The sequence below is a fragment of the Pseudarthrobacter oxydans genome (assembly GCF_013314975.1).
Lineage (GTDB): Bacteria > Actinomycetota > Actinomycetes > Actinomycetales > Micrococcaceae > Arthrobacter > Arthrobacter oxydans.
Genome location: NZ_JABTYH010000014.1, coordinates 69,287 through 94,116, shown reverse-complemented (window position 1 = coordinate 94,116; position 24,830 = coordinate 69,287). Strand labels below are relative to the sequence as shown.

Sequence of the window (24,830 nt, the reverse complement as noted above, 5' to 3'; positions counted from 1 at the left end):
CGGGCCGGACCGGACTGTCAGTGGATGTGGCTGCCGCCGTTGATGTCGATGGTGGTGCCGGTGAGGTAGGCCGAATCCTCGGAGGAAAGGAACGTGATCACCGCGGCTACTTCCTCGGTGGTAGCGTTCCTGCCCAGCGGAATGCCGGCGTTGATGGCGGCCTCCTGCTCCTCGGTGCTGCCCACGCGGATGTTGGTGTCCACTGCCCCGGGGGTGATGGCGTTGACGGTCACGCCGGTGGTGCCGAGCTCGCGGGCCAGCGCCTTGGTGAAGCCCAGGATGGCGGCTTTGGCGGCGGAGTAGGGGACCTTGCCGAACACGCCGCCGCCGCGCTGGGCGGAGACCGATGACATGTTCACGATCCGGCCCCAGCCGTTATCGATCATGGCCGGCAGGAATGCCTTGGTCACCAGGTAGGTGCCGGTGGCGTTGACGTCCATGACCTTGTGCCAGAGCTCCAGGGTGGTTTCCAGGAAGGGAACCGGCGAGGTGATGCCGGCGATGTTGGCCAGTGCTCCCACCGGCGGCAGGTTGCCCGAGGCGACCTCGGCGGCGACAGCAGCCTGGGCTGCCGTGACGGATGCTTCATTGGCGACGTCGACCTCGTGGCCGAAGGCGGGGACGTTGAAGTCGTTGCCGATTTCCGCCGCGACCTTGGCGGACTTCTCGCCGTCGAGGTCCAGGATCACCACCGCCCAGCCCTGGCTGGCGTAGCGGCGGGCTGTGGTGATGCCGATGCCCCGGTCCGAGGTTGCCCCGGTGAGGACGGCGGTGCGCTGGATGGTGGTCATGATGTGCTCCTTGGGTTTCTTTGGATGGATCGATTGCTCCGTAGTTGTCGTTCTGGACGTTCAAAACGGCAAGTACTCAGCAATCGATGGTCAGATGAGGTCGGTGATGAAGCTGGCGGCCTTGGCTGCCGCTGCGGGGCGTTCATCGTGGGTGACGTCCCGGGTTTCGAGTTCGAGCGAGAAGTGCCCGGTGTAGCCGTCCGCGGCGAGCTGCTTCAGGCCACCGGCGAAGTCCGCCTGGCCGTTGCCGATGCTGAGGTTGATGTTCCCCGGCACGGCGTCCCGCAGGTGGACGTGGCGGATCCGGCCCTGGTGCCGTCGGAGGTAGGCGTGGACGTCCTCGCCGGCAGCCACGATGTGGCTGAAGTCCATGACAATTCCGACGCCGGAACCTGCCAGCCGCTGTGCCAGCAGTTCCGCGCGCTCCAGGTTGCAGCAGAACCGCAGGAAGTGCAGGGATTCGGTCCAGAGTTCGACGCCGAACTCCGCGGCGCGCTGCCCGGCGTGGATGAGCCGGGCGGCGATCGTGTCCAGGTCTTCGTCCACGCTCCGGACGGGGTCGTGGCCCAGGGCGCCGCATGGAAGGACCAGCGCCTTCGCGCCGGTGTTGGCCGTGAGGGTGAGAAGGGCATCCAGGTGCCGCGCACGGTCAGCCTGCTGTCCGGCGTCGAGCACTGCGTTGAGGTCGCCGATGTCCCCGTTGACGGAGCGGACCCGCAGCCCGGACCCGGCAACTTCGGCTGATACGGCCGCGACGGCTGCCGCGTCCAGTTCATAAGGGACGTGGTTGCAGACACCGGGCAGGGCGCCGAGGTCTATTTCCTCGAAACCCAGGTCCGTGATGGTGCGCAGTGCAGCATCAAGCTCCTGGTGGCGGAAGCTGATGGATGAGCACCCGAGCCTGGAATGGAACATCGTTGATCCTTCGGTTCTTGCCGGCTGGTGGAGCGGCCGGCGGTAGTGATGAGGACCACAGTAGATGCGTCGACTGTCAACAGTCAACTTTAAAAGTCGACTGTTGACAGTGATCATGATCCGGGTCACACTTGGCGTATCATTTGTTAACAGTCGACAGCGGCAGATCCAGTTGAGCCGCTTTTCGAAAGGGAAACACCATGAGCAACGAAGCTCTAAAAATGCGCGGCCATGTGCATGGCACCAAGGATGCAAAGCGGGTAGCCGTCGGCTCCGGAGTCGGCGCCGTGATTGAGACCTACGACTTCATCGGGTTCGGCACCGCTGCGGCCCTGTACTTCGGTACCGCCTTCTTCCCCACGGGCGACCCCGTGACCGGAACGCTTGCGGCGTTCGCCACCCTGGGCGTCGGCTTCGCAGCCCGCCCCATCGGCGGCATCATCGGCGGCCACCTGGGTGACAAGGTGGGCCGCAAGCCCGTCCTGGTTGCTTCCCTGATCCTCATGGGCGTGGCCACGTTCCTCATCGGCCTGCTTCCCACCTACGAGCAGGTGGGCCTCCTGGCGCCGGCCCTGCTGGTGTTTGTCCGCATCGTCCAGGGCCTGGCCTTCGGCGCAGAGTGGGGCGGCGCCATCCTCATGAGCTACGAGCATGCGCCGTGGAAGTCCAAGGGCAGGTACACCGGCATCGTGCAGGCAGGCTTCCCTGTGGGCCTCCTGCTGGCCAACCTCGTCTTCCTGGTCAGCGTGAACCTCGGCGGCGAACTGGCCTGGCGCGTCCCGTTCCTCGCGAGCATCGTGCTCGTCGCCGTCGGCCTGATCATCCGTTCCAAGGTTCCGGAGTCCCCCGTCTTCGACGAGGTCAAGGAGAGCGGCTCGATCGTCAAGTCCCCCATCGTCGAGGTCATCAGGACCGACTGGCGCAGCATTGTCCGGGGTATCGGCCTGCGCATCGCCGAGACCGCCGGCTACGCCGTCTCCGTCACGTACATGATTTCCTACCTGCACACCCAGCAGCTGGCGGACAAGACCGAAACCCTGGTGGCCCTCTGCATCGCCTCGGCGGTCGGCATTTTCGCCACGATGGCATGGGCCCGGCTCACGGACCGTATTGGCCGCCGTCCCCTGTACATCTGGTCCTGCGCCTTCGCCGCCCTGTTTGGCATCCCCATGTTCCTGCTGGTCAACACGGGAATGTTCATCTTCGTCATCGCCACCATCGTGATCTCCTACGCGGTCTGCCAGAACTCGCTGGCCGGCGCCCAGGGCCCGTGGTTCCCGGAACTGTTCCAGGCCAAGACCCGCTCCTCCGGCGCCTCCCTGGCGTACCAGATCTCCGCCATGGTCTCCGGCTTCACCCCCTTCGTCACCACCCTGCTGTTCGTAGCCCTTGGCTGGATGGGCCCCGCGCTCCTCTTCAGCTTCTACGCAGCCATCGGTCTCTGGGCCGCCCTCGTCACCCGGGAAACGTGGGGCAAGCGCGAGCGCCAGCTGGCAGATGAAGCCGCCAAAAGCACCCCGCAGTCAGTGACCGTCTCATGACCATCACCCACGAATCGAACACGGAGTCAGCAATGCCCGCAGGAATCGTCCAGGACCGGTTGGCGCACGTCAGCGCTGCGGCCTACCGCATCCGGCACCATGCCCTGAACATGGGCGAGGTCCAGGGGCAGGGCTATGTTGGCCAGGCCCTCGGGGCTGCGGACATGCTCGCCACGGTCTACGGCGACCAGCTCCGCTTCCGGGCGGAGGACCCGCACTGGGAAGCACGGGACAGGTTCCTGCTCTCCACCGGCCACTACGCGATCGGCCACTACGCGGCCCTCGCCGAGGCCGGCATCCTCCCCGTGCAGGAGCTGGAAACCTACGGATCGGACGATTCCCGGCTGCCGATGTCCGGCATGTCCACCTACACGCCGGGCATGGAAATCTCCGGAGGGTCGCTGGGGCACGGGCTCACCATTGCCGTGGGCATGGCCCTGGGCCTGCGCCACCAGGGCTCCAGCGCCCGCGTCTTCAACTTCCTGTCCGACGGCGAACTGGACGAGGGCTCCACCTGGGAGGCCGCCATGGGTGCGCACCACCACCAGCTGGGCAACCTCACCGCGATGGTGGACATCAACGCCCTGCAGGCCGACGGCAAGACGGACACGGTGCTCCGCACCGAGCCGGTGACCGAGAAATGGGAATCCTTCGGCTGGTACACGCAGCGGGTGGACGGAAACGACGTCGGCGCGCTGCTGGCAGCGTTCGACAACGCAGCCGCCCAGGCGGCCGCCGTCGGACGTCCTTCGGTAATCCTGTGCGATACCAAGGTGGGCCGCGGAGTGCCGCTGCTGGAGGAGCGCGAAAAGGCGCACTTCATGCGCATCGACGAACACGAATGGCAGGTCTGCCGCGAGCAGCTCACCGCCGGATACGAAGGAAAGGCTTCAGCATGAGCACCACCACCTCGGCCGCCGCTGCGGCACCTACAGTCACCGCAGCAGCCGCTGCAACACCGGCCAAGCCGAAACTGAAGACCTCGGCGATGATCGCCTCCTTCGCCGACCCCGGACAGAAGACCGCGTCTGCCCCGTTCGGGCACGCACTGGTGAAGGCTGCGCAGGAGAACGACAGGATCGTCGGCCTGACTGCGGACCTGGGCAAGTACACGGACATGCACATCTTCGCCAAGGCCTTCCCGGAGCGCTTCTTCCAGATGGGCATGGCCGAGCAGCTGCTGTTCGGCGCCGCGGCCGGGCTGGCCGAAACCGGCCTGGTACCGTTCGCGTCCACCTACTCCGTGTTCGCCGCCCGCCGCGCCTACGACTTCCTCTGCCTCGACGCTGCCGAGCCGAACCTGAACGTCAACATCGTGGGTGGCCTCCCCGGCCTGACCACCGGATACGGCCCCAGCCACCAGGCCACCGAGGACATGGCGATCTTCCGCGGCATGCCCAACCTCACCATCGTGGACCCGTGCGACTCGATCGACATTGAACAGGCCGTTCCGCAGCTCGCCGCCAGCGACGGGCCCACCTACCTGCGCCTGCTCCGGGGCAACGTCCCCACCGTCCTGGACGAATACGGCTACACCTTCGAACTCGGCAAGGCCAAGGTGCTGCGCGGCGGCAACGACGTCGTCTTCATCTCCTCCGGGCTGATGACCATGCGCGCGCTGCAGGCAGCAAAGGCGCTCGCGGCACACAACGTGGACGTCGCCGTCGTCCACACCCCCACCATCAAGCCGTTCGACGCCGCCACCGTCCTTGCCGAGATCAACACCGACCGGCTTGCCGTCACCCTGGAAAACCACTCCGTGGTGGGCGGCCTGTTCGAAACGGTCGCCTCCGCCGTCGTCACGGCCGGCGTGGGCAAGCGCGTGGTACCCGTGGCCCTCCCGGACCAGTTCCTCGACGCCGGCGCCCTGCCGACGCTGCATGACCGCTACGGCCTGGCCGTGGACCGCATCGTGGCAAAGGTCCTGGCCGAACTCGGCTAGCTGGTGCGAACCACGGAGCAGGAACCACGGAAAGCACGGCACCGGTCCCGGCCGGTGCCGTGCTTTCTGCCGTACTATCGAAACTATTACCGACTGTAGACAGTCGACTTCCAACATTGAGGACGGACGCCATGGCCGGAGCGACAGCACCGCTGCTGGGACTGGAAAAGAAGAGCCTGCGCGAGCAGGCCCTCTCGGCACTGCGCACAGCGATCACCAGCGGAGAGCTGGAACCCGGCCGCCACCTGGTGGAAACCGAACTTTCGGAGATGCTCCGGATCAGCCGGGGAACACTCCGTGAGGCGCTCCGCCAACTGGAACAGGAGGGCCTGCTGTCCGCCGGTCCCCGCGGCAGGCTCTCCGTCCGCCACCTGGACGAGAAGGAAATCCGCGATATCTACGCCGTCCGCGCCGCCCTTGAGTCCCTGGCCGCCCGGACGCTCTGCGAACTGCCGGACCGCCAGCACGCCATCACCTCCCTCCGCGCAGCCATTGACACGATGAAGGCCGCGGAAAAGGAGAGCCTGCAGCAGCGGGTCGAATCGGACCTGGAGTTCCACCGCACCCTTTGCCGGCTCACGGGCAACGAAACCCTCCTGCACACCTGGGAATCCCTGGAAGGGTCCATCAGGATGTCCATCATGTTTGCCGGACTCGAAAAAGGCGTCAAGAACATGAGCGTGGACCGGCACCACGACATCGTGGCCGCCATTGAGACCGGCGATGCCTCGCTGGCGCGGAAAACCATCAGGGCCCACATGGACACGGCGGCCGCAAACCTCGTGGCCTAGCCGTTTCTTGGTAGTTTCGTAGTTCGCCCCGAATAGTCCCGGCACCCCCGGGTACAGGGATTATGGACAGGGCGGCCAGGCAGCACGCCTTGGGACCGCGGAAACAACTTGTAGAAAGAGGACTCATGCGGGAACCTATGGCCAGCGACGGTGTCTTTGAACCGGAGACCGTTGCAGGTGATGACCAGGAAGCAGGTTCGGCGGCAGCTGAGCCCTTGGTGGAACCGGACGTCAATTTCGACGAACATCTCTATCCTGCCCGGCCCAAAGCGCTGAGGCCGACCGCGCGCCGCCGCCAGTACTACGCCACCAGGCCGTCCTTCGAATTCGATGGGCGGAACGCGGCCTACGTCGAATGGCTGCGGAACCAGGCGATGCTGGGAGATGCGAACGCACTGGCCCGGCAGCTGTCCGGGCAGGCCAGCATGTGGCAGAACTCCTACGCGCATCCCAACCCCCGGGCCGCCGTGGAGCGCGCACCGGTGTGGTTCACCGCGTACCCCCTGTCCTTCATCACCAGGTCCAGCCAGTCCTTCCTCTCCGCCCTGGGCGATCCGGCCATGTGGGAAGCCTTCAGCGAAATCGGGATCCGGGCCATCCACACGGGCCCGGTCAAGCTGGCGGGCGGCATCAGCGGCTGGTCCCAGACGCCCAGCGTTGACGGGCACTTCGACCGGATCAGCATGGCGATCGACCCGGTGTTTGGCACGGAGGACGAGTTCCGCTCCATGTGCCAGGTGGCCACGGACCACGGCGGCACGATCATCGATGACATTGTTCCCGGGCACACCGGCAAGGGCGCCGACTTCCGCCTCGCCGAAATGAACTTCCGGGACTACCCGGGGATTTACCACATGGTGGACATCCCGGAGGAGGACTGGCACCTGCTGCCGGACGTGCCGGAGGGGCAGGACTCGGTGAACCTGAGTCCCGACTCGGAACAGGCGCTGCAGAAGGCAGGCTACATCATCGGCCGGCTGCAGCGGGTCATCTTCTACGAGCCCGGCGTCAAGGAAACGAACTGGAGCGCCACCCGGGCGATCGTTGACACCACAGGGAAGACCCGCCGCTGGGTCTACCTCCACTACTTCAAGGCTGGCCAGCCCTCCATCAACTGGCTGGACCCAACGTTCGCCGGGATGCGCCTGGTGGTCGGTGACGCGCTGCATTCCCTGGTTGACCTTGGCACCGGTGCGCTCAGGCTCGATGCGAACGGGTTCCTGGGCGTGGAGAAAAGCGCCGAAGAGCAGCCGGGCTGGTCCGAGGGGCACCCGCTGTCCGAGGCCGCCAACCAGCTCATCGGGTCCATGATCCGCAAGGTGGGCGGGTTCTCCTTCCAGGAACTGAACCTGACCATCGACGACATCAAGGCCACCTCGGAAGCAGGCCCGGACCTTTCCTACGACTTCATCACGCGGCCGGCGTACCACTACGCGCTGGTCACCGCCGATACCGAGCTGCTGCGCCTGACGCTCCGCCTGTCCATGGAGATCGGTGTAGACCAGGCGTCGCTGGTCCACGCGCTGCAAAACCATGACGAACTGACCTACGAGCTGATGCACTTCGCTGCCGGACACCGGGACGAGATGTTCGAGCTCGCAGGCCAGGAGCTCACGGGGGCGCAGCTCGCGGAGCAGGTCCAGCAGACCATGCGGGAGCGCCTGACCGGGGAGAACGCCCCCTACAACGCGGTGTTCACCACCAACGGGATCGCCTGCACAACGGTCAGCTTCATCATGGCCGCCCTGGGGGTCCAGGATCCTGACGCCATCACCCCGGAGCAGGAGGCGCAGATCCTGGATGTGCACATCCTCCTGTCCATGTACAACGCCCTGCAGCCCGGCGTCTTTGCCCTGTCCGGCTGGGACCTTGCCGGCATCACCGCGCTGGACCGCAAGAGCGTGGAGGAACTCACGGCCCAGGGTGACACCCGCTGGATCAACCGCGGGGCGCACGACATCATGGGCACCAGCCCGGATGCGGAACACTCCTCCTCCGGCATGCCGCGGGCCCGCAGCCTCTACGGCCCGCTCCCCGACCAGCTGCAGGATCCCGGCTCCTACGCCAGGCGGCTCCAGCAGATCCTGGCTGTCCGCGAAGAACACGGCATCGCCACGGGGTCGCTGCTGGATGTGCCCGGCGTTTCACACCGCGGCCTGCTGGTGATGGTCATCCAGCTGGGCAGCGGAGCGCTGGAGGTGACGGTGCTGAATTTCTCCGACCAGGACATTGCCGGCAGCATCCAGTCCAGCCACCTGGTCCCCGGGTCCGCCGTGCACGACCTGTTCAGCGGGGCAGCGGTTGGCCAGGTTGATGACCTGCACAGCTTCTTCCTCGAACTGCCTGCCTACCAGGGGACTGCCCTGCTGCTGACAGAGGAGGACCCCGGCCCTGGCGAAGAGGAAAGCGCAGGGCACGGGGAGGCCTCGCCGTAGCGAAGGGGGCGCCCGGCGCCGTTCGGGAATCCCTTTGAGTTGTGAACCGTTAACTGAATGTGCGGCTGGAGTGCCGCGCCGTTAACGAGGGATTGAATGAACGCGAAGTTTGTTTCAGTGGAAGACGACGCCGGAAAGGTCACCCGGTACGTCCGGCATGCCAACGGCGGCGGACTCGTTGCCCCCGGAGCCTCGGTCCCCGAAAATACCCGCGTCGGCCGCATGACGTATGTGGAGCAGGGTGCCAAGGTGGGTCCCGGGTGCCGGATCGGCCACGGCAGCTGGATTGACCGCGACGCCGTAATCGGCGAGCGCGCCGTTATTGGCGACGGCGTACGCATCGGCCGCGGAACGGTGATCGGGAACCGGGTGAACATCGGCAGCCACTCGCGGATCGGCTCCGGGGTCCTGATCGAGCACGGGGTCCAGGTCCACGCAGACTCCGCGGTTCCGGACGGCGGGCAGGTCCCCGCAGGTTCGCGGGTGGCGCGCCGGGCCCAGGGGAAAGGCAGGCAGCACCGGCAGGGCAGCGGCAGGGTGGCCGCCTGAGCCGCCCAGCACTGAGCCGCCCCACCCTGAGCCGCTCCGCCCTGTTATGGGCAGCGGCCGCTCAGTGCCTGGGGCTGCCCGCCAAGCGTCCCTTAACTGCCGCCGCTCCCCACACGGCCAGCAGCAGCGCCACCAGCAGCAGGCCTGCGTCGCCCAGGTCGAGGGATTCCAGCCACACCGTCAGGGGATCTTCCAGTGCGAAGGCGGCGTTGGCGAAACCGCCCAGCGTGATCACCGCGATAAACAGGGCGGACACCGCTGAGATGCCGGTGACCACGGCGTTGAAGCCCAGCCGCCGCTGGGGGTCGTCCAGGGCAGAACGGTACATCCGCATCATGGCCACCCCGTTCAGCGAATCGCAAAGGGTCATCGCGGCCGTGAACGCCAGCGGCAGCGCCAGGAGCGCGAACGGCGGCACCCCCGCCAGCGAGGCCGCCGTCGTCATCATCAGCAGCCCGATGGTGGTGGCAGTATCGAACCCCAGCCCGAACAGGAACCCGATCACGTAGATATTCCGCGGCCGCCGCACCCTGGACAGCGGCCGGGCCAGCAGCAGGGCCACCAGTCCCCGGGGCTCAAGGTCGCCTGGGTCAACCGTCGCCCCGGTCCGGGCCCGGCGGTAGGCCCGCGCCGAACGCGCGAAGGCCGAACCGTTGAACAGGCCCATGGCCAGCAGGAACAGCCCGGAGACGCCGCTGCCGATCAGCCCGAGCACCAGGTTGCCCGTGGTTCCGTCCTGCATGAACTGGCCTGCCATGCCGGCGCCGGCAACCACCAGGATCCCCGCCAGCGTCACCACCGAACTGTGCCCGAGGCTGAAGGCGAAGCCCACGCTCACCGGGTCCTGGCGCTGTGCCACGAACTTGCGTGTGGAGTTGTCGATCGCGGCGAGGTGGTCCCAGTCGAAGCTGTGCTTGACGCCCGCCAGGTAGGCCGTGAGGACGAGCCCCCAGATGAGCGGCTTCGCACCGGATCCGGCGGCGTTGCCGGCCAGCAGGAGCATGACGGCGGCCGCGTGCAGTGCGGCCACCGCACCGAAAGTGAACAGCAGGCGGGTCCGCAGCGGCAGGGCCTCCCTGTCCCGGTACAGCGTGGTGATGTTCGTGATGGCGGTCATCAGTGCTTCCTCAGGTTCAGCGGTTCCTGCCCGTGCCGCCGTTTCCGGAGGAGGGACGTGCAGGCAGCAAGCAGGTTGTTCAGTTCCCCCGTGCTGTTGGACAGGGCGCGCAGTACCAGCCCGGTGGTTCCCGAGGCCGTGCGGGTGAGGGAAATGCCGGTGCGGGGATCGTGGTCCTGGGCCAGGGCGTGCAGGTCATCGGCGAGCGCCTGGTCCACCCGGGGATCAACCACCAGCAGCGAGCCCACATGGCTGAAGCCCTCCATGAACCCCAGGCCCGTGACATCCCCGGCCGGCGGGCGGACCAGGAGGTTGTCCAGGGCCAGGAGCCGGATTCCGTCCGGGCCTTCCACCCGGATGCTGGTGCGCAGCCGGACCTCCTCGTAACGGAAGGCGGCGCCGTCCGGCGACCATCCCGGCGTCACCACCTCAGCCATGACCAGGGACGACGACGGCCGAACCGTGATGTGCGTGTGCTGCCGGTAGCTGGCCTCCCGGTAGGCGATGAGCTGGTCCGGCATGAGCTCCAGCCGTGCCCCCTCCCCCAGCCGGACAGCCATCCGCTGCTCGGCGTAGGACCCGGGCGTCCGGTAGACCTTCGTGGCGGACTGGGTGGTAAGGAGCAGGTCAGCCCCGTCCTGCACTTCGATGTCCAGCACGAACAGATCCGCCCCCAGGTACGCCCCGCCGGGATTTACCACCACATAACAAACCTGCCCGGAGTCATCCAGGTAATGCGGCCGCAGTACTCGCAGCGCTCCCTGGTGGTACTGATGCGCTGCCACGGATCGCTGACCACGCACAGCGACTCGAAGCTCGAGACGGCCCATCGGTGACGCAGGCCCAGATGGGATGACCGCCTCAGGTGCAGGGGCCGCCGTCGTGCTCATTGCGCCAGGTCAAGCATCAGGACGTCGCGCCTCACCCATTCGATGACGGCGTCGAGCCCTTCGTCGGTTTTGAGGTTGGTGAAGCAGAACGGCTTGGCCCCGCGGAACTCTTTGGAATCCCGTTCCATGACGGCGAGGTCCGCCCCAACGTGGGGGGCGAGGTCGGTTTTATTGATGATGAAGAGGTCGGACTTGATCATGCCCTGGCCGGCTTTGCGGGGAATCTTCTCGCCCTGGGCCACGTCGATGATGTAAATGGAGAAGTCGACGAGTTCCGGGCTGAAAGTGGCCGAGAGGTTGTCGCCGCCGGATTCGACGAAGATGACCTGCAGGTCGGGGTGCCGGGTCTTGAGTTCCTCGATGGCGGCGGTGTTCATGGAGGTGTCTTCGCGGATGGCGGTGTGCGGGCAGCCGCCGGTTTCGACGCCAATGATCCGGTCCACGGGGAGGATGCCGTTGGCGGCCAGGATCTTGGCGTCCTCGATGGTGTAGATGTCGTTGGTGATGGCGGCCATGGAGACTTCCCCGCTCATGTGCCGGGTGAGGCGCTCCACGAGCTGCGTCTTGCCCGCCCCGACGGGTCCGCCGATGCCGATTTTGATGGGTTCAGCCATGGTTCCTCCTGCTAGCTCATGAACATCCGGGCACGTTGGCGTTCGTGCCGCATTTGTGAAATTTCCAGCCCGGGGGTGACGGCCCCGAAGTCGTCCGGCGTCAGGTGCGGTATCCGTTCGACGGCGGCAGCAACGCCGTCGGCCGCCTGGCGAAGCAGCCGCTGGCCGGCGTTCTGGCCCAGCGGGATGGCCCGGACGGCGTTCTGCGTCAACGAGGTGACGGCGGCGAAAAGGTAGGCGGTGAGGGCTTCCGGCAGCGGCACCCCCAGGGAGCGCGCGACGACGGCGAACGCCAGCGGCTGGTGCCCCGCGGCCCGGCCGGTGGCCACCAGGTCCCGGTACAGATCCAGGTCCGGCGACGGGAAGACCTCCGCCCCGATCTCGAGCAGCCGCAGGCCCATCTTGACGCTGGCCTCCCGGACCTGCCGAGGCAGCAGCGAAGCCGACAACAGCTCATCCAGTTCCCCAGCATCCCACCCCTCATACAGGAACCGGATGGCCAGCCCGTCCGAATAGGAAAGCGACTGGGAGATGAACGCGGACAACCACACTCCAAAAGAAGCCTCATCACGGACCACACCGGCGTCGACATAAGTCTCAAAACCAAGAGAGTGCACAAACGCCCCCGTAGGAAGCGCGGAGTCGACAAGCTGCTGCAGCGCCAGCTGGTAGCTGCCGACACTGGCAGTGGCGCTGGTACTAGTGCGAATGTTCAGCATGGCGGAAAGGAACAGGCATGACGCGTTCCTGGCGGGTATACGGCGCACCGACGCTTCGGAGGTAGTCCTCGACGGTGTGGTCGTAGGCGCACACCATGACCTCGGCCCCGTACTCCGAAGCACCGTCGAAGAACTGGGCCTGGAGGTGCCGGTTGCCGAGGGAGTGTGCCACGACGCCCATCTCGTGGATGGTCCGCGGTGCGATCACCAGGACGTCGGTGGGCAGCACGGACACCACGATCATGTTGGCGTCCTCGACGTGCAGGATGTCGCCGTCGCGCAGGTCGCCGGAGCCAGAAGGGAGCCGGATGCCGATTTCCTTGCCGTGGTCCGTGGTGGCGCGTTGGATCCGCTTGACCAGCTGGGCGCTCGGAAGCACCACTTTCTCCTGGTGCAGGGTGGCATAGGTGTCCGGGTCGGGGAGTTCGTGCAGGTTGCCGAGGACTTTTTCGATGATCACGGGGTTCTCCGGGGGCTTGGAAGAATTCAGAAGAGGAAGTAGCGCTGGGCCATGGGCAGCACGTCGGATGGTTCGCACGTGACGTCTTCGCCGTCCACGGTCACCTGGTACGTTTCGGGGTCCACCTGGATGTCCGGGGTGGCGTCGTTGTACTTCAGGTCCGCCTTGGTGAGGGAACGGATGCCGGAAACGGGCCGGATCACCTTTTCCAGCCCCAGCTCGGCGGGGACCCCGGCGTCGATCGCGGCCTTCGACAGGAAGGTGATGGAGGACTGCTGCACGGCCTTCCCGAACGCGGCGAACATGGGCCGCATGGTGCGCGGCTGCGGAGTGGGGATGGAGGCGTTGGCGTCCCCCATCAGCGCGTACGCGATCTGCCCGCCTTTGAGCACCAGTTCCGGTTTCACGCCGAAGAAGGCAGGATCCCACAGGACCAGGTCGGCGAACTTGCCCACCTCCACGGAACCTACGGAGTCCGCGATGCCCTGCGCGATGGCCGGATTAATGGTGTATTTGGCCACGTAGCGCTTGAGGCGGAAGTTGTCGCTGCCCGCACTGCCGTGCGCCCCGCCGTCGTCATCTGCCGTATCCGCGGGATCTGCCAGCACCCCGCGCTGCTTCTTCATCTTGTCCGCCACCTGCCACGTGCGGGTGATCACCTCGCCCACCCGGCCCATCGCCTGGGAGTCGGAGGAGGTGATGGAGAAAATCCCCAGGTCCTGCAGGACGTCCTCGGCGGCGATGGTCTCGGCGCGGATCCGGGAATCGGCGAACGCAACGTCCTCGGGGATGTCCGGATTGAGGTGGTGGCACACCATGAGCATGTCCAGGTGCTCCTCAATGGTGTTGCGCGTGTAGGGAAGCGTGGGGTTGGTGGACGCCGGCAGGACGTTGGGCATGCCGGCGATTTTGATGATGTCCGGCGCGTGCCCGCCGCCGGCGCCCTCGGTGTGGAACGTGTGGATGACGCGGCCGTTGATGGCGCGGATGGTGTCCTCCACGAAACCGCACTCGTTGAGGGTGTCCGTGTGGATGGCCACCTGCACGTCGTATTCGTCGGCCACGGTGAGGGAGGTGTCGATGGAGGAGGTGGTGGAGCCCCAGTCCTCATGCACCTTCAGCCCGATGGCCCCGGCACGGATCTGCTCGGCGAGGGGTTCGACGGCGGAGGCGTGGCCCTTGCCGAAGAGCCCGATGTTCATGGGGAACCCCTCGGCGGCCTGCAGCATGCGCTGGATGTGCCATTTTCCGGGCGTCACGGTGGTGGCTTTGGTGCCTTCCGCCGGGCCAGTGCCGCCACCGATCATGGTGGTGATGCCGCTGGTCAGCGCCGTGGGGATCTGGTCCGGGGAGATGAAATGGATATGGGTGTCCACTCCCCCGGCCGTGAGGATCTTGCGCTCGCCGGCAATGATTTCGGTGCTCGCTCCGATCACGATGTCCACACCGTCGGTGATCTGCGGGTTGCCGGCCTTGCCGATCCTGGAGATGTGTCCGTCCCTGATGGCGATGTCTGCTTTGTAGATGCCCGTGCAGTCCAGGATCACGGCGTTGGTAATGACGGTGTCCGGCACACCGCCGCCGGAACCAAGATCGCCGGAACCAAGATCGCCGGAACCGTCGCCGTCCCGGGTCACCTGGCCGTTCTGGCCCATGCCGTCGCGGATCACTTTGCCGCCGCCGAAGACAACTTCCTCGCCGTAGACGGTGAGGTCCGTCTCGATCTCCAGGAACAGGTCGGTGTCCGCCAGGCGGATTTTGTCACCCGTGGTCGGGCCGTACAGGTCCGCGTATTGCCGGCGGGGGATCTCGAAACTCACTGGACGTCCCCTTCCGGGCGGGTGCCGCCGTCGAGCTTTCCGTTGACAGCGTTGCTGAGCCCAAACACCTCGCGGCGCCCGCCCAGTTCGATCAGCCGCACGCTCCGGGCGTCCCCCGGCTCAAACCGTGCTGCCGTTCCGGCAGGAATGTCCAGGCGCCGGCCGTAGGCGGCATCCCGGTCGAAGGCCAGTGCGGCGTTGGCTTCCGCGAAGTGGAAGTGGGAACCCACCTGGACGGGCCGGTCGCCGGTGTTGGTCACGGCGACCTCGATCGCCCTCCGCCCGGCGTTGGCCGTCACCGGCTCGGACCGGAGGACGTACTCTCCTGGAATCATGGCCTGCCCTCTCAGCGGATGGGATCGTGGACGGTGACGAGCTTGGTGCCGTCGGGGAAGGTCGCCTCGATCTGCACGTCGTGGATCATCTCGGGCACCCCTTCCATGACGTCCCCGCGCGTCAGCAGGGTGGTGCCGTAGCTCATGAGGTCGGCAACGCTGCGGCCGTCGCGGGCACCCTCGATCAGTTCGTAGCTGATGATGGCCACAGCCTCGGGGTAGTTGAGCTTGAGGCCGCGGGCCTGGCGGCGCCGCGCGAGGTCGGCGGCCACCACGATCAAGAGTTTTTCCTGCTCACGCGGCATCAGATGCATGTTGGGTCCCTTCAGCTGGCCGCTTGCGGCGGCGTGGGATCCACAGTAGGTTGCGGACATTTCCGCCACGTTTCAGGTTTGTTATGGCCGGCTCTCCAATCACCGGGCGCCGGTCCGGGCGGTTCAACGCGGCAGTGTCAGCGGCTGAGCCGGGCCAGGATCTCGTCACTGGACTGGACGGGCTGGCGGTAGCTCGTGGAGAGGATGCGCAGCATGTCCGCGGCGTCCTGGCTGTCCTCGGAGGCCATTGCATCCTTGGCGTACGTGACGCGGATGTTGTGCGCGAACGCATCCGCGCCGGTCTGGGCGATGCAGTTGTGCGTAGATACGCCGGCGAGCACGACCTCCTCAGCGCCCCAGTTGCGCAACCTGGCCAGCAGGTTGGTTCCCACAAAAGCACTGTCCCGCGTTTTGGTCAGCTGCGGCAGGCCGTCGGTGCCCAGTCCAGGCACGGCCTGGGCCTGCTGGCTGCCGCGGAAAATAAAGCCTTGGTCATCGTCCAGCATGTTCAGGGACCAGGTGGATTTGTCCCGTTCGTGTTCCGTCCCCACCAGCAGGACCTTGTGCCCGCTCGCTTCGAACCCCTCCATCAGCCGGTTGCAGGACGCCACCAACTGCTCCTGCCTGGCCGCAAGTTCGGGCGCCTCGAAAAATGCGTTCTGCATGTCAATGACAAGAAGGGCAATCATATGGCCGCCTTTTCCTCGTTGTTCTGCCGGAAAAGTACCCCAGGGCCGGGCGGGCGAAACCTAGGGTGCGGACTCGCGGACCTTCAGCTGGAACCCGGCTTCGATGTGCGCTGCCTGCTCCGCCGCCTCGCGCCCCTCGATCCGGTCGATCAGCAGGCCGATGGAGCGCTCCGCGATCTCTTCCATGCCCGGGGAGACTGTGGTCAGCGAAGGCGATGCGAACCGGGCCTCGTCGATGTCGTCGAACCCCGCCACCGCCACATCCTGGGGCACCCGGACCCCGCGGATCAGCAGCTCGTGCATGGCACCCAGCGCCAGGACGTCGTTAAGGCCGAACACGGCGTCGAACTCCACACTCCTGTCCATCAGCCCGGCTACGGCGGCGGCGCCGTTGTCCCGGCGCCACTCGCAGGGGGCGACCAGTTCCGGGTTGAAAGGGACACCTGCTTCCTCGAGGGCCTTGCGGTAACCGTTGAGCCGCAGGCCGGCACTGCCCACGGACTCCTCCGGATGCGCCCCGATCACGGCAATCCGGCGGCGGCCTCCCGCCAACAGGTGGGCGGTCAGGGCGGCGGCGGCCTCGCCGTTTTTCATGGTGACCAGGTCTAATCGGGGGTCCAGGATGTGTTCACCCAGCAGGACCAGGGGCTTCCTGCCCAGGCGGTCGGCGATGGCGTCCGCGTCAATGACCAGCGGGGTGAAGAGGAGGCCGTCGGTGAGCTGCCGGAACGGGCCCTGCAAGGCGTTCAATTCCACCCCGCCAACCGCGTCCGACTGTTCCACCAGGACGCGATAGCCACGGCGGGAGGCAGCCTTCATCAGCCTGGAGGCAAGCTCGGCGTAGTACGGCGCTGAGAGGTCGGACAGCACCAGGCCCAGCATCCTGGTTTTCCCCGAGCGAAGGCTCCTGGCGGTCAGGTTGGCCTCGTAGCCCAGTTCCGCGATGGCATCCTGGACCCGTTTTTTGGTGGCAGGGCGGATGAACTCGTAGTCATTGAGCACGTTGGAGACAGTCTTAAGCGACACCCCCGCCGCCCTCGCAACGTCATTCATTGTGACCGCCATCGTGGCTCCTTTATGTGGTTCCGCCAGTTCCTGCCATACATCGTTGCAGACGTTGGCGGCCTTGCCGCAACCGCCGGTCACGCACGGCCGCGGCGGAACTGACCCAGGAAGCGTGGGTCAGGCCTTCGCCGCTTTCGCGGCCGCCTTGGCTGCCTGCTTGCTGGCCCGCACCTTGGCGAGGGATTCCGGGTCCACGATGTCGGCCACGGAGAGATAGGAGCCCTCCTCGCCGTAATGGCCGGCGGCTTCACGCCACCCCGGCGCCTGCAGTCCGCACTGCTTGCCGAGCAGGGCCAGGAAGATTTTGGCTTTCTGCTCGCCGAAGCCGGGCAGGGCCTTCAGCCGGCGCAGCACCTCGGCACCGTCCGGGTTGCCCCTGGTCCAAAGGGCGGTGGCGTCGCCGTCCCACTCGTTCTGCACGGTTTCTGCGAGCGCCTGAACCCTGGCCGCCATCGAGCCGGGGAAGCGGTGGACGGCCGGCCGTTCCTTGAACATCTCCACGAAGGCGTCCGGGTCCTGGGAGGCAATGGCTCCGGGCTCCACGGATCCGATCCTGGCCCTGATTTTCTCCGGACCGGCGAAGGCCGATTCCATGGTCACCTGCTGGTCCAGCAGCATGCCTGTCAGCAGCGCGAAGGCGTCCTCGCTCAACAACTTGTCCGCGGCGGGATCGCCCGTGATGTGGAGTTCCATGCCGCCATCCTCCCAGAGGAGGGCCGCCGTCGTCATGCCCTCCCCTCCCCGCGGACAGGGGCTACTGGTTGACGGCCAGCCGGATCATGGACCAGGACACGGCCGGCAGGTCCGCGGTGAGCCTGCCGCCGCCGGCCTTTACCGTGACGTTTTCCGCGGGCAGGACGGACGTGGAGTCATCGGCGGTTGCCTGCCAGTACGGATCCTTGTTGGCGTACGTGACGGCCTCGAGGACCCGGACGTTGCCCAGGCCGGACACCACGGCGTCGAGGCTGAGCGCATCCGTGGCAGAGCGGTTGACGGCGAAGACCACGGCTTCGCCCGTGTCAGCGTCGTACGTTGCGACGGCGGACACGGCGGCGAAGCCTGCAGTCTTGCCGCCGCTGGCCAGCGGGGATTCGACGGCGAGCTGAAGCACCGTCCCGGAAGCGTGGCGGGACGTGAGCGCGAACGGGTGGAAGGTGGTCTGCTTCCAGGCGCGGCCGCCGGGCTCGGTCATGATGGGCGCGATGACGTTCACCAGCTGGGCGAGGCTGGCTGAGTGGACGCGGTCCGTGTTCTTGAGCAGGGTGATCAGCAGGTCACCGACGACGACGGCGTCCGCTACGGTGTAGGTGTCCTCGAGCAGGACCGGGGCAACCGGCCAGTCCTTCCCCGTGGGTGCGCGGGACTCGTCGCGGCTCATGTGCCACACGTTCCACTCATCAAAGGAGATGTTGACCTGTCGGGTGGACTTCTTCACCGACTTCACGTGGTCAATGTGGCTCACGATGTCATGGATGAAGGCTTCCATCCGGTACCCCGCGGAAAGGTGCTCCTGCAGGTCGCCAAAGTCCTCGAAGTACTGGTGGGCCGAGATCAGGTCCACAAGGTCGTAGGTTTCCGAAAGGACAACACGTTCCCACTCACCGAAAGTGTCCATGGTGGGGCCTGAGCTGCCGCACGCCACGAGCTCCAGGCCGGGTTCGATCATCCTCATGCCGCGGGCGGTGTCGGCTGCCAGCCGCCCGTATTCGAGGGCGTTCTTGTGGCCGATCTGCCACGGGCCGTCCATTTCGTTGCCCAGGCACCACATCTTGATGCCGTACCCGTTCTCCGCACCGTTGGCCCGGCGCTGGTCCGAAAGGGCCGTGCCGCCGTCGATGTTGCAGTACTCCAGCAGGTCAAGCGCTTCCTGCGTGCCGCGGGTGCCCAGGTTCACGGCCATCATGGGTTCGACGCCGGCCTTGGCTGACCACTTGGCGAATTCGTCCACACCCACCAGGTTGGGGTCTGTGGAGTGCCAGGCGAGGTCCAGCCGGGCCGGACGTTTGTCAGCGGGGCCAACACCGTCCTCCCAGCGGTAGCCGGAGACGAAGTTGCCGCCGGGATAGCGGACTGTGGACACTCCGAGTTCGCGGGTCAGTTCCAGCACGTCGGTGCGGAAGCCGTCCTCGTCCGCCTTGGGGTGCTCCGGCTCGAAGATTCCGGTGTACACGCAGCGGCCAAGGTGCTCCACGAAGGCACCGAAAGTGCGGCGCCGGACCGGCCCCACGGTAAAGGCGGGGTCAATGGTGATCCTGGCGGTGGCTGGTTCTGCAGCGGTCACGAAAACATCCTCGTTTCTCATTTTTACAACGTTATAGAAACATTCTTGGGGCTGCCGCGGCAGGAGTCAAGCATCCGGACGCAAACTCGCGGTGGAGGCAGGCCCTGGAACCGCGCGGCGCTGTCCGCACCCCACCTGCGGCAACAGGGGCAGAGGGATGCCGGCCGGAAATCCAAGTAGTACCTAATCTGAAAGTCGGGTACTCCTTACGCATTCACCGGGATGAATCGCCGAACTAAGTTCTTCTCAGAGACAAGACGTCGTCTGACTCGTAGTACTTGTCTCACGAGGGGGTGTGAGACTGCAATGCACGCACAAAACATAAGTTCGGCTTTCCCGGCCCGCAGGGCACGGGTACTAAACGGGGCCGGCGACGAGGAGGCCTTTGAGACCAAGGCCTCTCCCCCAGCCGTCGCCGGCCCTCTACGTGTGCGGAAGGGCGCGGACCATGGTCCGCCCACGCCCGGACCGGCAGCACCCGCTTTGGGGGGCGAGGCCGGGCATCCGGACAGCGGAATCCAGGACGGCCTCCTCCTCGACCTGGTGAGCGGGACGCACAGCCTGCGCGAATCCCTTGATGTCCTTGCCGCCGCAGCCGTCCGGACCATTGTCCGGGCCACAGGCCTGCAGATCGAATGCGGCGTGGTGGTGCACCAGCCGAAGAGGAGCTCCGCTGTCACCGGTACCTCGGAGGACGTTGTGGGGCTCCTGGAGTGGGAGCAGCAGGCCGAGGAGGGCCCCCTGCACGAGGTGCTGGCCGGCCATCATCCGGTAGCCGTGCTCCAGCGCAACGGGGATTTCCGCTGGCCGCGGTATTCCACGCAGCTCCAGCTGTCAGGCTTCGGCAGCGCCATGGGAATCAGGCTTCGGGTCGCTGCTGATTCCGACGGCGACGGGTCCGGCCCGGCTGACACGCCTGCCGCCCTTGCATTTTTCGCCCAGGATGCCAAGGCCTTCCCGCTGCAGGTCATCGCGGAGGCCCGCGGCTTCGCCGGGCTCGCGGCAAAGAGCCTGGAAGTGGCCGTCAACCTGCATTCAGCCAGGACCACCGCCACGGACCTGCGCTCAGCCCTGGACAGCCGGACCTCCATCAACGTCGCCTGCGGAGTGATCATGGCCCAGAACAGGTGCTCCTACCACGAGGCGTTTTCCATCCTCGCCAAGGCCTCAAGTCACCGCAACATCAAGGTGCGCAGGGTGGCCGAGGACATCCTCGACAAGCTGCCCGAAGGGCCGCCCCGCGCACACTTCGGACGCTGAGCCCGCACGTCGGCCAACACCCCATCCCTGGAGTTTTTGCCTAGATCCCGCCCGCCAGCTTGTAGTAGGCGGCGTTCCAGTTCAGGTCCTTCTTGAACTGCCGGATGGTGGTGCCCTCGTCGATGGTCAGCAGTTCGGTTTTGGCGATTTCCGCGAAGTCCTCGAACACGTCCATGCCCACCTGCGTGGACAGGACGGTGTGGTGCGCGGCCCCCGCGGTGAGCCAGGCGGCGGCGGAGGTGGCGAAGTCGGGCTTGGGCTCCCAGAGCGCGCGGGCGACGGGAAGGCTGGGCAGCGGCTGCTCCAGGGGGACCACGTCGACGGCGTTCGCCACCAGGCGGAAGCGGTCCCGCATATCCGAAAGGGCCACGACGACGCCCGCGGAGGCATCGGCGTCGAACACCAGGCGGACGGGGTCCTCCTTGCCGCCGATGCCCAGCGGGTGGATCTCCAGACGGGGCTTCGCGGCCGTCAGCGAGGGGCAGACCTCCAGCATGTGCGCGCCGAGGATCTTCTCGGCGCCCGGTTCCAGGTGGTAGGTGTAGTCCTCCATCAGGGATGCGCCGCCGGGCAGTCCGGCACCCATCACCTTCGCGGCGCGGACCAGGATGGCGGTCTTCCAGTCGCCCTCCGCGCCAAAGCCGTAACCGGCCGCCATCAGGCGCTGGACAGCCAGGCCGGGGAGCTGGCGGAGCGCGCCCAGGTCCTCGAAGGAGGTGGTGAACGCGGCGGAGCCGTTGGCTTCCAGGAAGCTGCGCAGCCCCAGTTCGATCCGGGCGCCGTAGCGGAGGGACCCGTGCCTGGCGGCGCCTGCGCGGAGCTCCGGAACCACGTCGTAAAGGTCCTGGTACTCGGCAACAAGCGTGTCGACGTCGGACTCCGCCGCGCCGTGCACGGCGTCGGCGAGCTCGTTGACGGACCAGGTATTAACCGCGACGCCGAAGCGCAGCTCCGCCTCGGTCTTGTCGCCTTCGGTGACGGCGACGTTGCGCATGTTGTCCCCGAAGCGGGTCAGCTTCAGGGTCCGGATGGCGGCCCAGCCCGCGGCGGCGCGCTGCCAGGAACCCACCTGGCGGGCCACATCAGGGTTGGAGACGTGCCCCACCACGGTCTTGCGGGCGATGCCCAGGCGGGACTGGATGTAGCCGAACTCGCGGTCGCCGTGGGCGGCCTGGTTCAGGTTCATGAAGTCGAAGTCGATGTCCGCCCAGGGCAGCTCCACGTTCGCCTGCGTGTGCAGGTGCAGCAGTGGCTTGCGGAGCAGGTCCAGCCCGGAGATCCACATTTTGGCCGGGGAGAAGGTGTGCATCCAGGCGGTGACGCCGATGACGGAATCGTCCGAGTTGGCCTCCAGCGCGGTGCGGCGGATGGCGTCCGAATCGGTCAGGACCGGCTTCCAGACGATCCTGACCGGGACGTCCGTTGAAGCGTTGAGCTGGTTGGCGATCTCCTGGGACTGGGCGGCCACCTGCTTGAGGACGTCCTCGCCGTAAAGGTGCTGGCTGCCGGTGAGGAACCAGACCTCGTAGCCGTCAAGGGAAGTGTTTGCTGCGGTGCTCATGGGTTTTCTCCTGGAAAAGTTTGTGACGGCCTACTGGCCGTAGACGTTCTGGTAGCGGGCGTAGAGCGAGTCGATGTGCGCCTGGTCGATGGGGACGGGCTCGCCGAGCTGCCTTGAGATATGGACGGTCCGGGCCACTTCCTCGCACATCACGGCTGCCTTTACCGCGGACTTTGCGTCCTTGCCGATGGTGAACGGCCCGTGGTTCTGCATCAGCACGGCCGGCGAATTGGAGTTCTTAAGCGTCTCCACGATGCCGTGGCCTATCGAGTCGTCACCGATCAGCGCGAACGGACCCACCGGGATGCTGCCGCCGAATTCGTCACTCATCATGGTGAGCACGCACGGGATGGCTTCGCCGCGGGCGGCCCAGGCGGTGGCGTAGGTGGAGTGCGTGTGCACCACGCCGTTCACCTCCGGCATGTGCCGGTAGACGTAGGCATGGGCGGCGGTGTCCGACGACGGCGACAGCCCCGGGTTGCCCCACGCGCCGTCGCTGTTTCCCGCTACCGGGACACCATAAAGGTCGGTGACCACCATCTGTTCCGGAGTCAGGTCCTGGTAGGAGACGCCGGAGGGCTTGATGACCATAAGGTCCTGGCCGGGAACCCTGGCCGAGACGTTGCCGGCGGTCCACACCACCAGTTCGTAGCGTGTCAGCTCCGCGTGCAGGGCGCACACTTCCTCCCGGACGCGGGCGATGGTTTCCACGGTTCCTGGCCCGGGGCTCACGCGGAGACCTCCGCCGTGGCGCGGACCGTGGACCCTGCCGTGGTGCCGGGAAGAACTGCTCCGGCAGCCCTGCGCTGGATGGCCTTGAGCCGGTGCATGACATCGTTGCTGCCGCGGCCGAAGTAGTCGTGAAGCGTCTTGTACTCCTGGAAGAGTTCCCCGTAGGCGGCCACGTTTTCCGGGATGGGAGTGTACACCTCGCCGGGTTCGGAACCCATGGCGGCAGCGGCCTCCCGGATGTCCGCGTACTTTCCGGCGGCGACGGCAGCGTGGATGGCCGAGCCGAGGGCCGGGCCCTGGGCAGAGCCGATGGTGGACAGCTGCAGGCCCGTGGCGTCCGCGTAGATCTGCATCAGGAGCGGGTTCTTTAGCAGGCCGCCGGCCACGATGAATTCCTTGACCGGGACGCCAGCCTCGCGGAAAGCGTCCACGATCGTGCGGGTGCCGAACGCGGTGGCCTCGAGCAGTGCCCGGTAGGTGTCCTCGGGCTTGGTGGCGAGGGTCTGGCCCACCACGATCCCGGACAGCTCATGGTCCACCAGCACGGAACGGTTGCCCGAGTGCCAGTCCAGGGCGATGAGCCCGTGCTGGCCGATAGCCTGGCGGGATGCCAGTTCGGTGAGGTATTCATGGATGCCCAGGCCGGCTTCCCCGGCGGCGCGGTGGTATTCGGGGGGCACGCCGTACTTGGTGAACCAGCCGAAGATGTCGCCGACGCCGGACTGCCCGGCTTCATACCCCCAGAGCCCGTCCACGATCCCGCCGTCCACCACCCCGCACATGCCCGGCACTTCGCGCAGCTCGGCGCCGTTCATGACGTGGCAGGTGGAGGTCCCCATGATGGCCACCAGCTGCCCGGGATCCACCGCCTTCGCCGCCGGCGCCGTGACATGGGCGTCAACGTTTCCCACGGCTACGGCGATGCCTTCCGGCAGTCCGGTCCAGGCGGCCGCCTCGGCAGTGAGGTACCCGGCAGCGTCACCCAGCCGGCCGATGGTGTGCTCGAGCTTGGTGCTGACGAAGTCCTGGAACTGCGGGTTCAGTGCGGCCAGGAAGTCCAGGGAGGGGTAGCGGCCGTCCTGGTAGATGCCTTTGTACCCGGCCGTGCAGGCGTTGCGGACGTACCGGCCGCACAGCTGCCAGACAATCCAGTCGGCAGCCTCAACCCAGTGGTCCATCTCGGCGTAGGTTTCGGGGTCTTCCTCAAGCAGCTGCAGGCCCTTGGCAAACTCCCATTCGGAGGAGATGAGCCCTCCGTACCGCGGCAGCCAGTCTTCGCCGCGTTCGGCTGCCAGCCGGTTGATCCGGTCGGCCTGCGGTTGCGCCGCGTGGTGGCGCCAGAGCTTGACGTACGCGTGGGGGCGGTTCCGGAAGCGGTCCAGCTCGCTCAGAGGGGTGCCGTCGGACGTGACAGGCACCATGGTGCAGGCGGTGAAGTCCGTGGCAATTCCGACGACGGCGGCCGGGTCGATGCCGGCCTCCGCCAGGGCGGCGGGAACCGCGTGGCGCAGGACGTCGCGGTAGTCGTTCGGCACCTGCAGGGCCCACTCCCCGGGCAGGCGGACGGCTTGACCGTCGGCGCCCCTGCCTGCCACATCTTCCGGCAGGACATCAGTCACCACGGCGTGCGGGTAGTCGTACACACCGCTGCCGAGCTCCTTGCCGTCGCGGACCCGCACCACCACGGCACGGCCTGACAGCGTTCCATAATCCACACCGATGACAAACGAATCCGGAGCGTCCACTGCGTCCATAAGAAACTTCCTCCATAGCTTGCCGCCACTTCGCGGCCTGCGCCCAATTGTGAGCGCTAACAAGAGGGAAGTCAACAGCTCCGTACGCCCCCGCGGAGCCTTGCTGATGATGGCCGCCATGATTCGGGCAGGTTCCCCGGAGGCTGAACGGGCGAAACCGACTGAGGCGCCGCCCACTCATTGCATCCGATGCTGCACTTTCACGTTGCGGCGGCACTGGCAGCCGCAGGCGTGACCACGCAGTGGCCCAAGGTG

The 24,830-nt window shown here is 66.6% G+C and carries 24 protein-coding genes; 7 read left to right on the top strand and 17 right to left on the bottom strand.

What is annotated here, in order from left to right; genetic code table 11:
• Window positions 1–17: 17 nt before the first annotated feature.
• Window positions 18–791, bottom strand: coding sequence for an SDR family NAD(P)-dependent oxidoreductase (locus HTS88_RS11395; RefSeq protein ID WP_174178409.1), 774 nt, complete (start codon window positions 789–791; stop codon window positions 18–20).
• A gap of 90 nt (window positions 792–881) precedes the next feature.
• Window positions 882–1,706, bottom strand: a complete 825-nt coding sequence (locus tag HTS88_RS11390) for a sugar phosphate isomerase/epimerase family protein (RefSeq protein ID WP_174178408.1) — start codon at window positions 1,704–1,706, stop codon at window positions 882–884.
• 200 nt (window positions 1,707–1,906) lie between these two features.
• On the opposite strand from HTS88_RS11390, the gene HTS88_RS11385 reads away from it, so the two are divergent.
• The 6 genes from HTS88_RS11385 to HTS88_RS11360 all read left to right on the top strand — a co-directional run bounded on the left by HTS88_RS11385 (window position 1,907) and on the right by HTS88_RS11360 (window position 8,964).
• On the top strand, window positions 1,907–3,247 hold the full coding sequence (locus HTS88_RS11385) for an MFS transporter (RefSeq protein WP_174178405.1): 1,341 nt from the start codon (window positions 1,907–1,909) through the stop codon (window positions 3,245–3,247).
• Complete coding sequence (locus HTS88_RS11380) at window positions 3,244–4,146, top strand: transketolase (protein WP_174178404.1); 903 nt, start codon at window positions 3,244–3,246, stop codon at window positions 4,144–4,146. Before HTS88_RS11385 ends, HTS88_RS11380 begins: the two co-directional genes overlap by 4 nt.
• Window positions 4,143–5,189 (top strand): transketolase family protein, encoded by a 1,047-nt coding sequence (locus HTS88_RS11375; protein ID WP_217432513.1) that lies wholly within the window; start codon window positions 4,143–4,145, stop codon window positions 5,187–5,189. Before HTS88_RS11380 ends, HTS88_RS11375 begins: the two co-directional genes overlap by 4 nt.
• Before the next feature lie 131 nt (window positions 5,190–5,320).
• The gene (locus HTS88_RS11370) at window positions 5,321–5,980 is read left to right on the top strand and encodes a GntR family transcriptional regulator (protein WP_174178402.1); all 660 of its coding nucleotides are present in this window, start codon (window positions 5,321–5,323) and stop codon (window positions 5,978–5,980) included.
• A 125-nt stretch (window positions 5,981–6,105) separates the two neighbouring features.
• Window positions 6,106–8,415 (top strand): maltose alpha-D-glucosyltransferase, encoded by a 2,310-nt coding sequence (gene treS / locus HTS88_RS11365; RefSeq protein ID WP_174178400.1) that lies wholly within the window; start codon window positions 6,106–6,108, stop codon window positions 8,413–8,415.
• 96 nt (window positions 8,416–8,511) lie between these two features.
• Complete coding sequence (locus HTS88_RS11360) at window positions 8,512–8,964, top strand: transferase (protein ID WP_174178397.1); 453 nt, start codon at window positions 8,512–8,514, stop codon at window positions 8,962–8,964.
• 61 nt (window positions 8,965–9,025) lie between these two features.
• On the opposite strand, the gene HTS88_RS11355 is transcribed toward HTS88_RS11360, so the two are convergent.
• From HTS88_RS11355 to arfA, 12 genes are all read right to left on the bottom strand, one after another.
• Window positions 9,026–10,081, bottom strand: a complete 1,056-nt coding sequence (locus tag HTS88_RS11355) for a HoxN/HupN/NixA family nickel/cobalt transporter (protein WP_174178395.1) — start codon at window positions 10,079–10,081, stop codon at window positions 9,026–9,028.
• On the bottom strand, window positions 10,081–10,866 hold the full coding sequence (locus HTS88_RS11350; RefSeq protein WP_425515558.1) for an urease accessory protein UreD: 786 nt from the start codon (window positions 10,864–10,866) through the stop codon (window positions 10,081–10,083). Before HTS88_RS11350 ends, HTS88_RS11355 begins: the two co-directional genes overlap by 1 nt.
• Before the next feature lie 101 nt (window positions 10,867–10,967).
• Window positions 10,968–11,585, bottom strand: coding sequence for an urease accessory protein UreG (gene ureG, locus HTS88_RS11345; RefSeq protein ID WP_174178393.1), 618 nt, complete (start codon window positions 11,583–11,585; stop codon window positions 10,968–10,970).
• An 11-nt stretch (window positions 11,586–11,596) separates the two neighbouring features.
• Complete coding sequence (locus tag HTS88_RS11340) at window positions 11,597–12,304, bottom strand: urease accessory protein UreF (RefSeq protein ID WP_174178391.1); 708 nt, start codon at window positions 12,302–12,304, stop codon at window positions 11,597–11,599.
• Window positions 12,285–12,764 carry an urease accessory protein UreE gene (ureE, locus tag HTS88_RS11335; protein ID WP_174178389.1) on the bottom strand — a complete coding sequence of 160 codons (480 nt, stop codon included), beginning with the start codon at window positions 12,762–12,764 and terminating at the stop codon, window positions 12,285–12,287. Before ureE ends, HTS88_RS11340 begins: the two co-directional genes overlap by 20 nt.
• Window positions 12,765–12,790: 26 nt before the next feature.
• Entirely contained in the window at window positions 12,791–14,584 is a 1,794-nt protein-coding gene (gene ureC / locus HTS88_RS11330) for an urease subunit alpha (protein WP_174178387.1), read from the bottom strand.
• Window positions 14,581–14,919, bottom strand: a complete 339-nt coding sequence (locus tag HTS88_RS11325; protein ID WP_174178385.1) for an urease subunit beta — start codon at window positions 14,917–14,919, stop codon at window positions 14,581–14,583. The genes ureC and HTS88_RS11325 overlap by 4 nt, the downstream gene beginning before the upstream one ends.
• Before the next feature lie 11 nt (window positions 14,920–14,930).
• The gene (locus tag HTS88_RS11320) at window positions 14,931–15,233 is read right to left on the bottom strand and encodes an urease subunit gamma (RefSeq protein ID WP_104185865.1); all 303 of its coding nucleotides are present in this window, start codon (window positions 15,231–15,233) and stop codon (window positions 14,931–14,933) included.
• A gap of 137 nt (window positions 15,234–15,370) precedes the next feature.
• On the bottom strand, window positions 15,371–15,922 hold the full coding sequence (locus tag HTS88_RS11315) for a cysteine hydrolase family protein (RefSeq protein ID WP_174178375.1): 552 nt from the start codon (window positions 15,920–15,922) through the stop codon (window positions 15,371–15,373).
• Between the two features lie 60 nt (window positions 15,923–15,982).
• Window positions 15,983–16,987: a LacI family DNA-binding transcriptional regulator gene (locus HTS88_RS11310; RefSeq protein WP_174178373.1), complete on the bottom strand. Its 1,005-nt coding sequence runs from the start codon at window positions 16,985–16,987 to the stop codon at window positions 15,983–15,985.
• A gap of 117 nt (window positions 16,988–17,104) precedes the next feature.
• Window positions 17,105–17,680 (bottom strand): HhH-GPD-type base excision DNA repair protein, encoded by a 576-nt coding sequence (locus HTS88_RS11305; RefSeq protein WP_174178447.1) that lies wholly within the window; start codon window positions 17,678–17,680, stop codon window positions 17,105–17,107.
• 61 nt (window positions 17,681–17,741) lie between these two features.
• On the bottom strand, window positions 17,742–19,289 hold the full coding sequence (gene arfA, locus HTS88_RS11300; RefSeq protein ID WP_174178371.1) for an arabinosylfuranosidase ArfA: 1,548 nt from the start codon (window positions 19,287–19,289) through the stop codon (window positions 17,742–17,744).
• Between the two features lie 285 nt (window positions 19,290–19,574).
• Here arfA and HTS88_RS11295 point away from each other — a divergent pair, with 285 nt between their 5' ends.
• Entirely contained in the window at window positions 19,575–20,528 is a 954-nt protein-coding gene (locus HTS88_RS11295; protein WP_174178369.1) for an ANTAR domain-containing protein, read from the top strand.
• Window positions 20,529–20,568: 40 nt separating this feature from the next.
• Here the strand turns inward: HTS88_RS11295 and araA are convergent, their stop codons facing one another.
• The 3 genes from araA to araB are packed head-to-tail and all read right to left on the bottom strand — an operon-like array spanning window position 20,569 to window position 24,575.
• On the bottom strand, window positions 20,569–22,089 hold the full coding sequence (gene araA / locus HTS88_RS11290; protein WP_174178367.1) for an L-arabinose isomerase: 1,521 nt from the start codon (window positions 22,087–22,089) through the stop codon (window positions 20,569–20,571).
• A gap of 30 nt (window positions 22,090–22,119) precedes the next feature.
• Window positions 22,120–22,821, bottom strand: a complete 702-nt coding sequence (locus HTS88_RS11285; RefSeq protein ID WP_174178366.1) for an L-ribulose-5-phosphate 4-epimerase — start codon at window positions 22,819–22,821, stop codon at window positions 22,120–22,122.
• Complete coding sequence (araB, locus tag HTS88_RS11280; RefSeq protein ID WP_174178364.1) at window positions 22,818–24,575, bottom strand: ribulokinase; 1,758 nt, start codon at window positions 24,573–24,575, stop codon at window positions 22,818–22,820. Before araB ends, HTS88_RS11285 begins: the two co-directional genes overlap by 4 nt.
• Window positions 24,576–24,830: the final 255 nt, after the last annotated feature.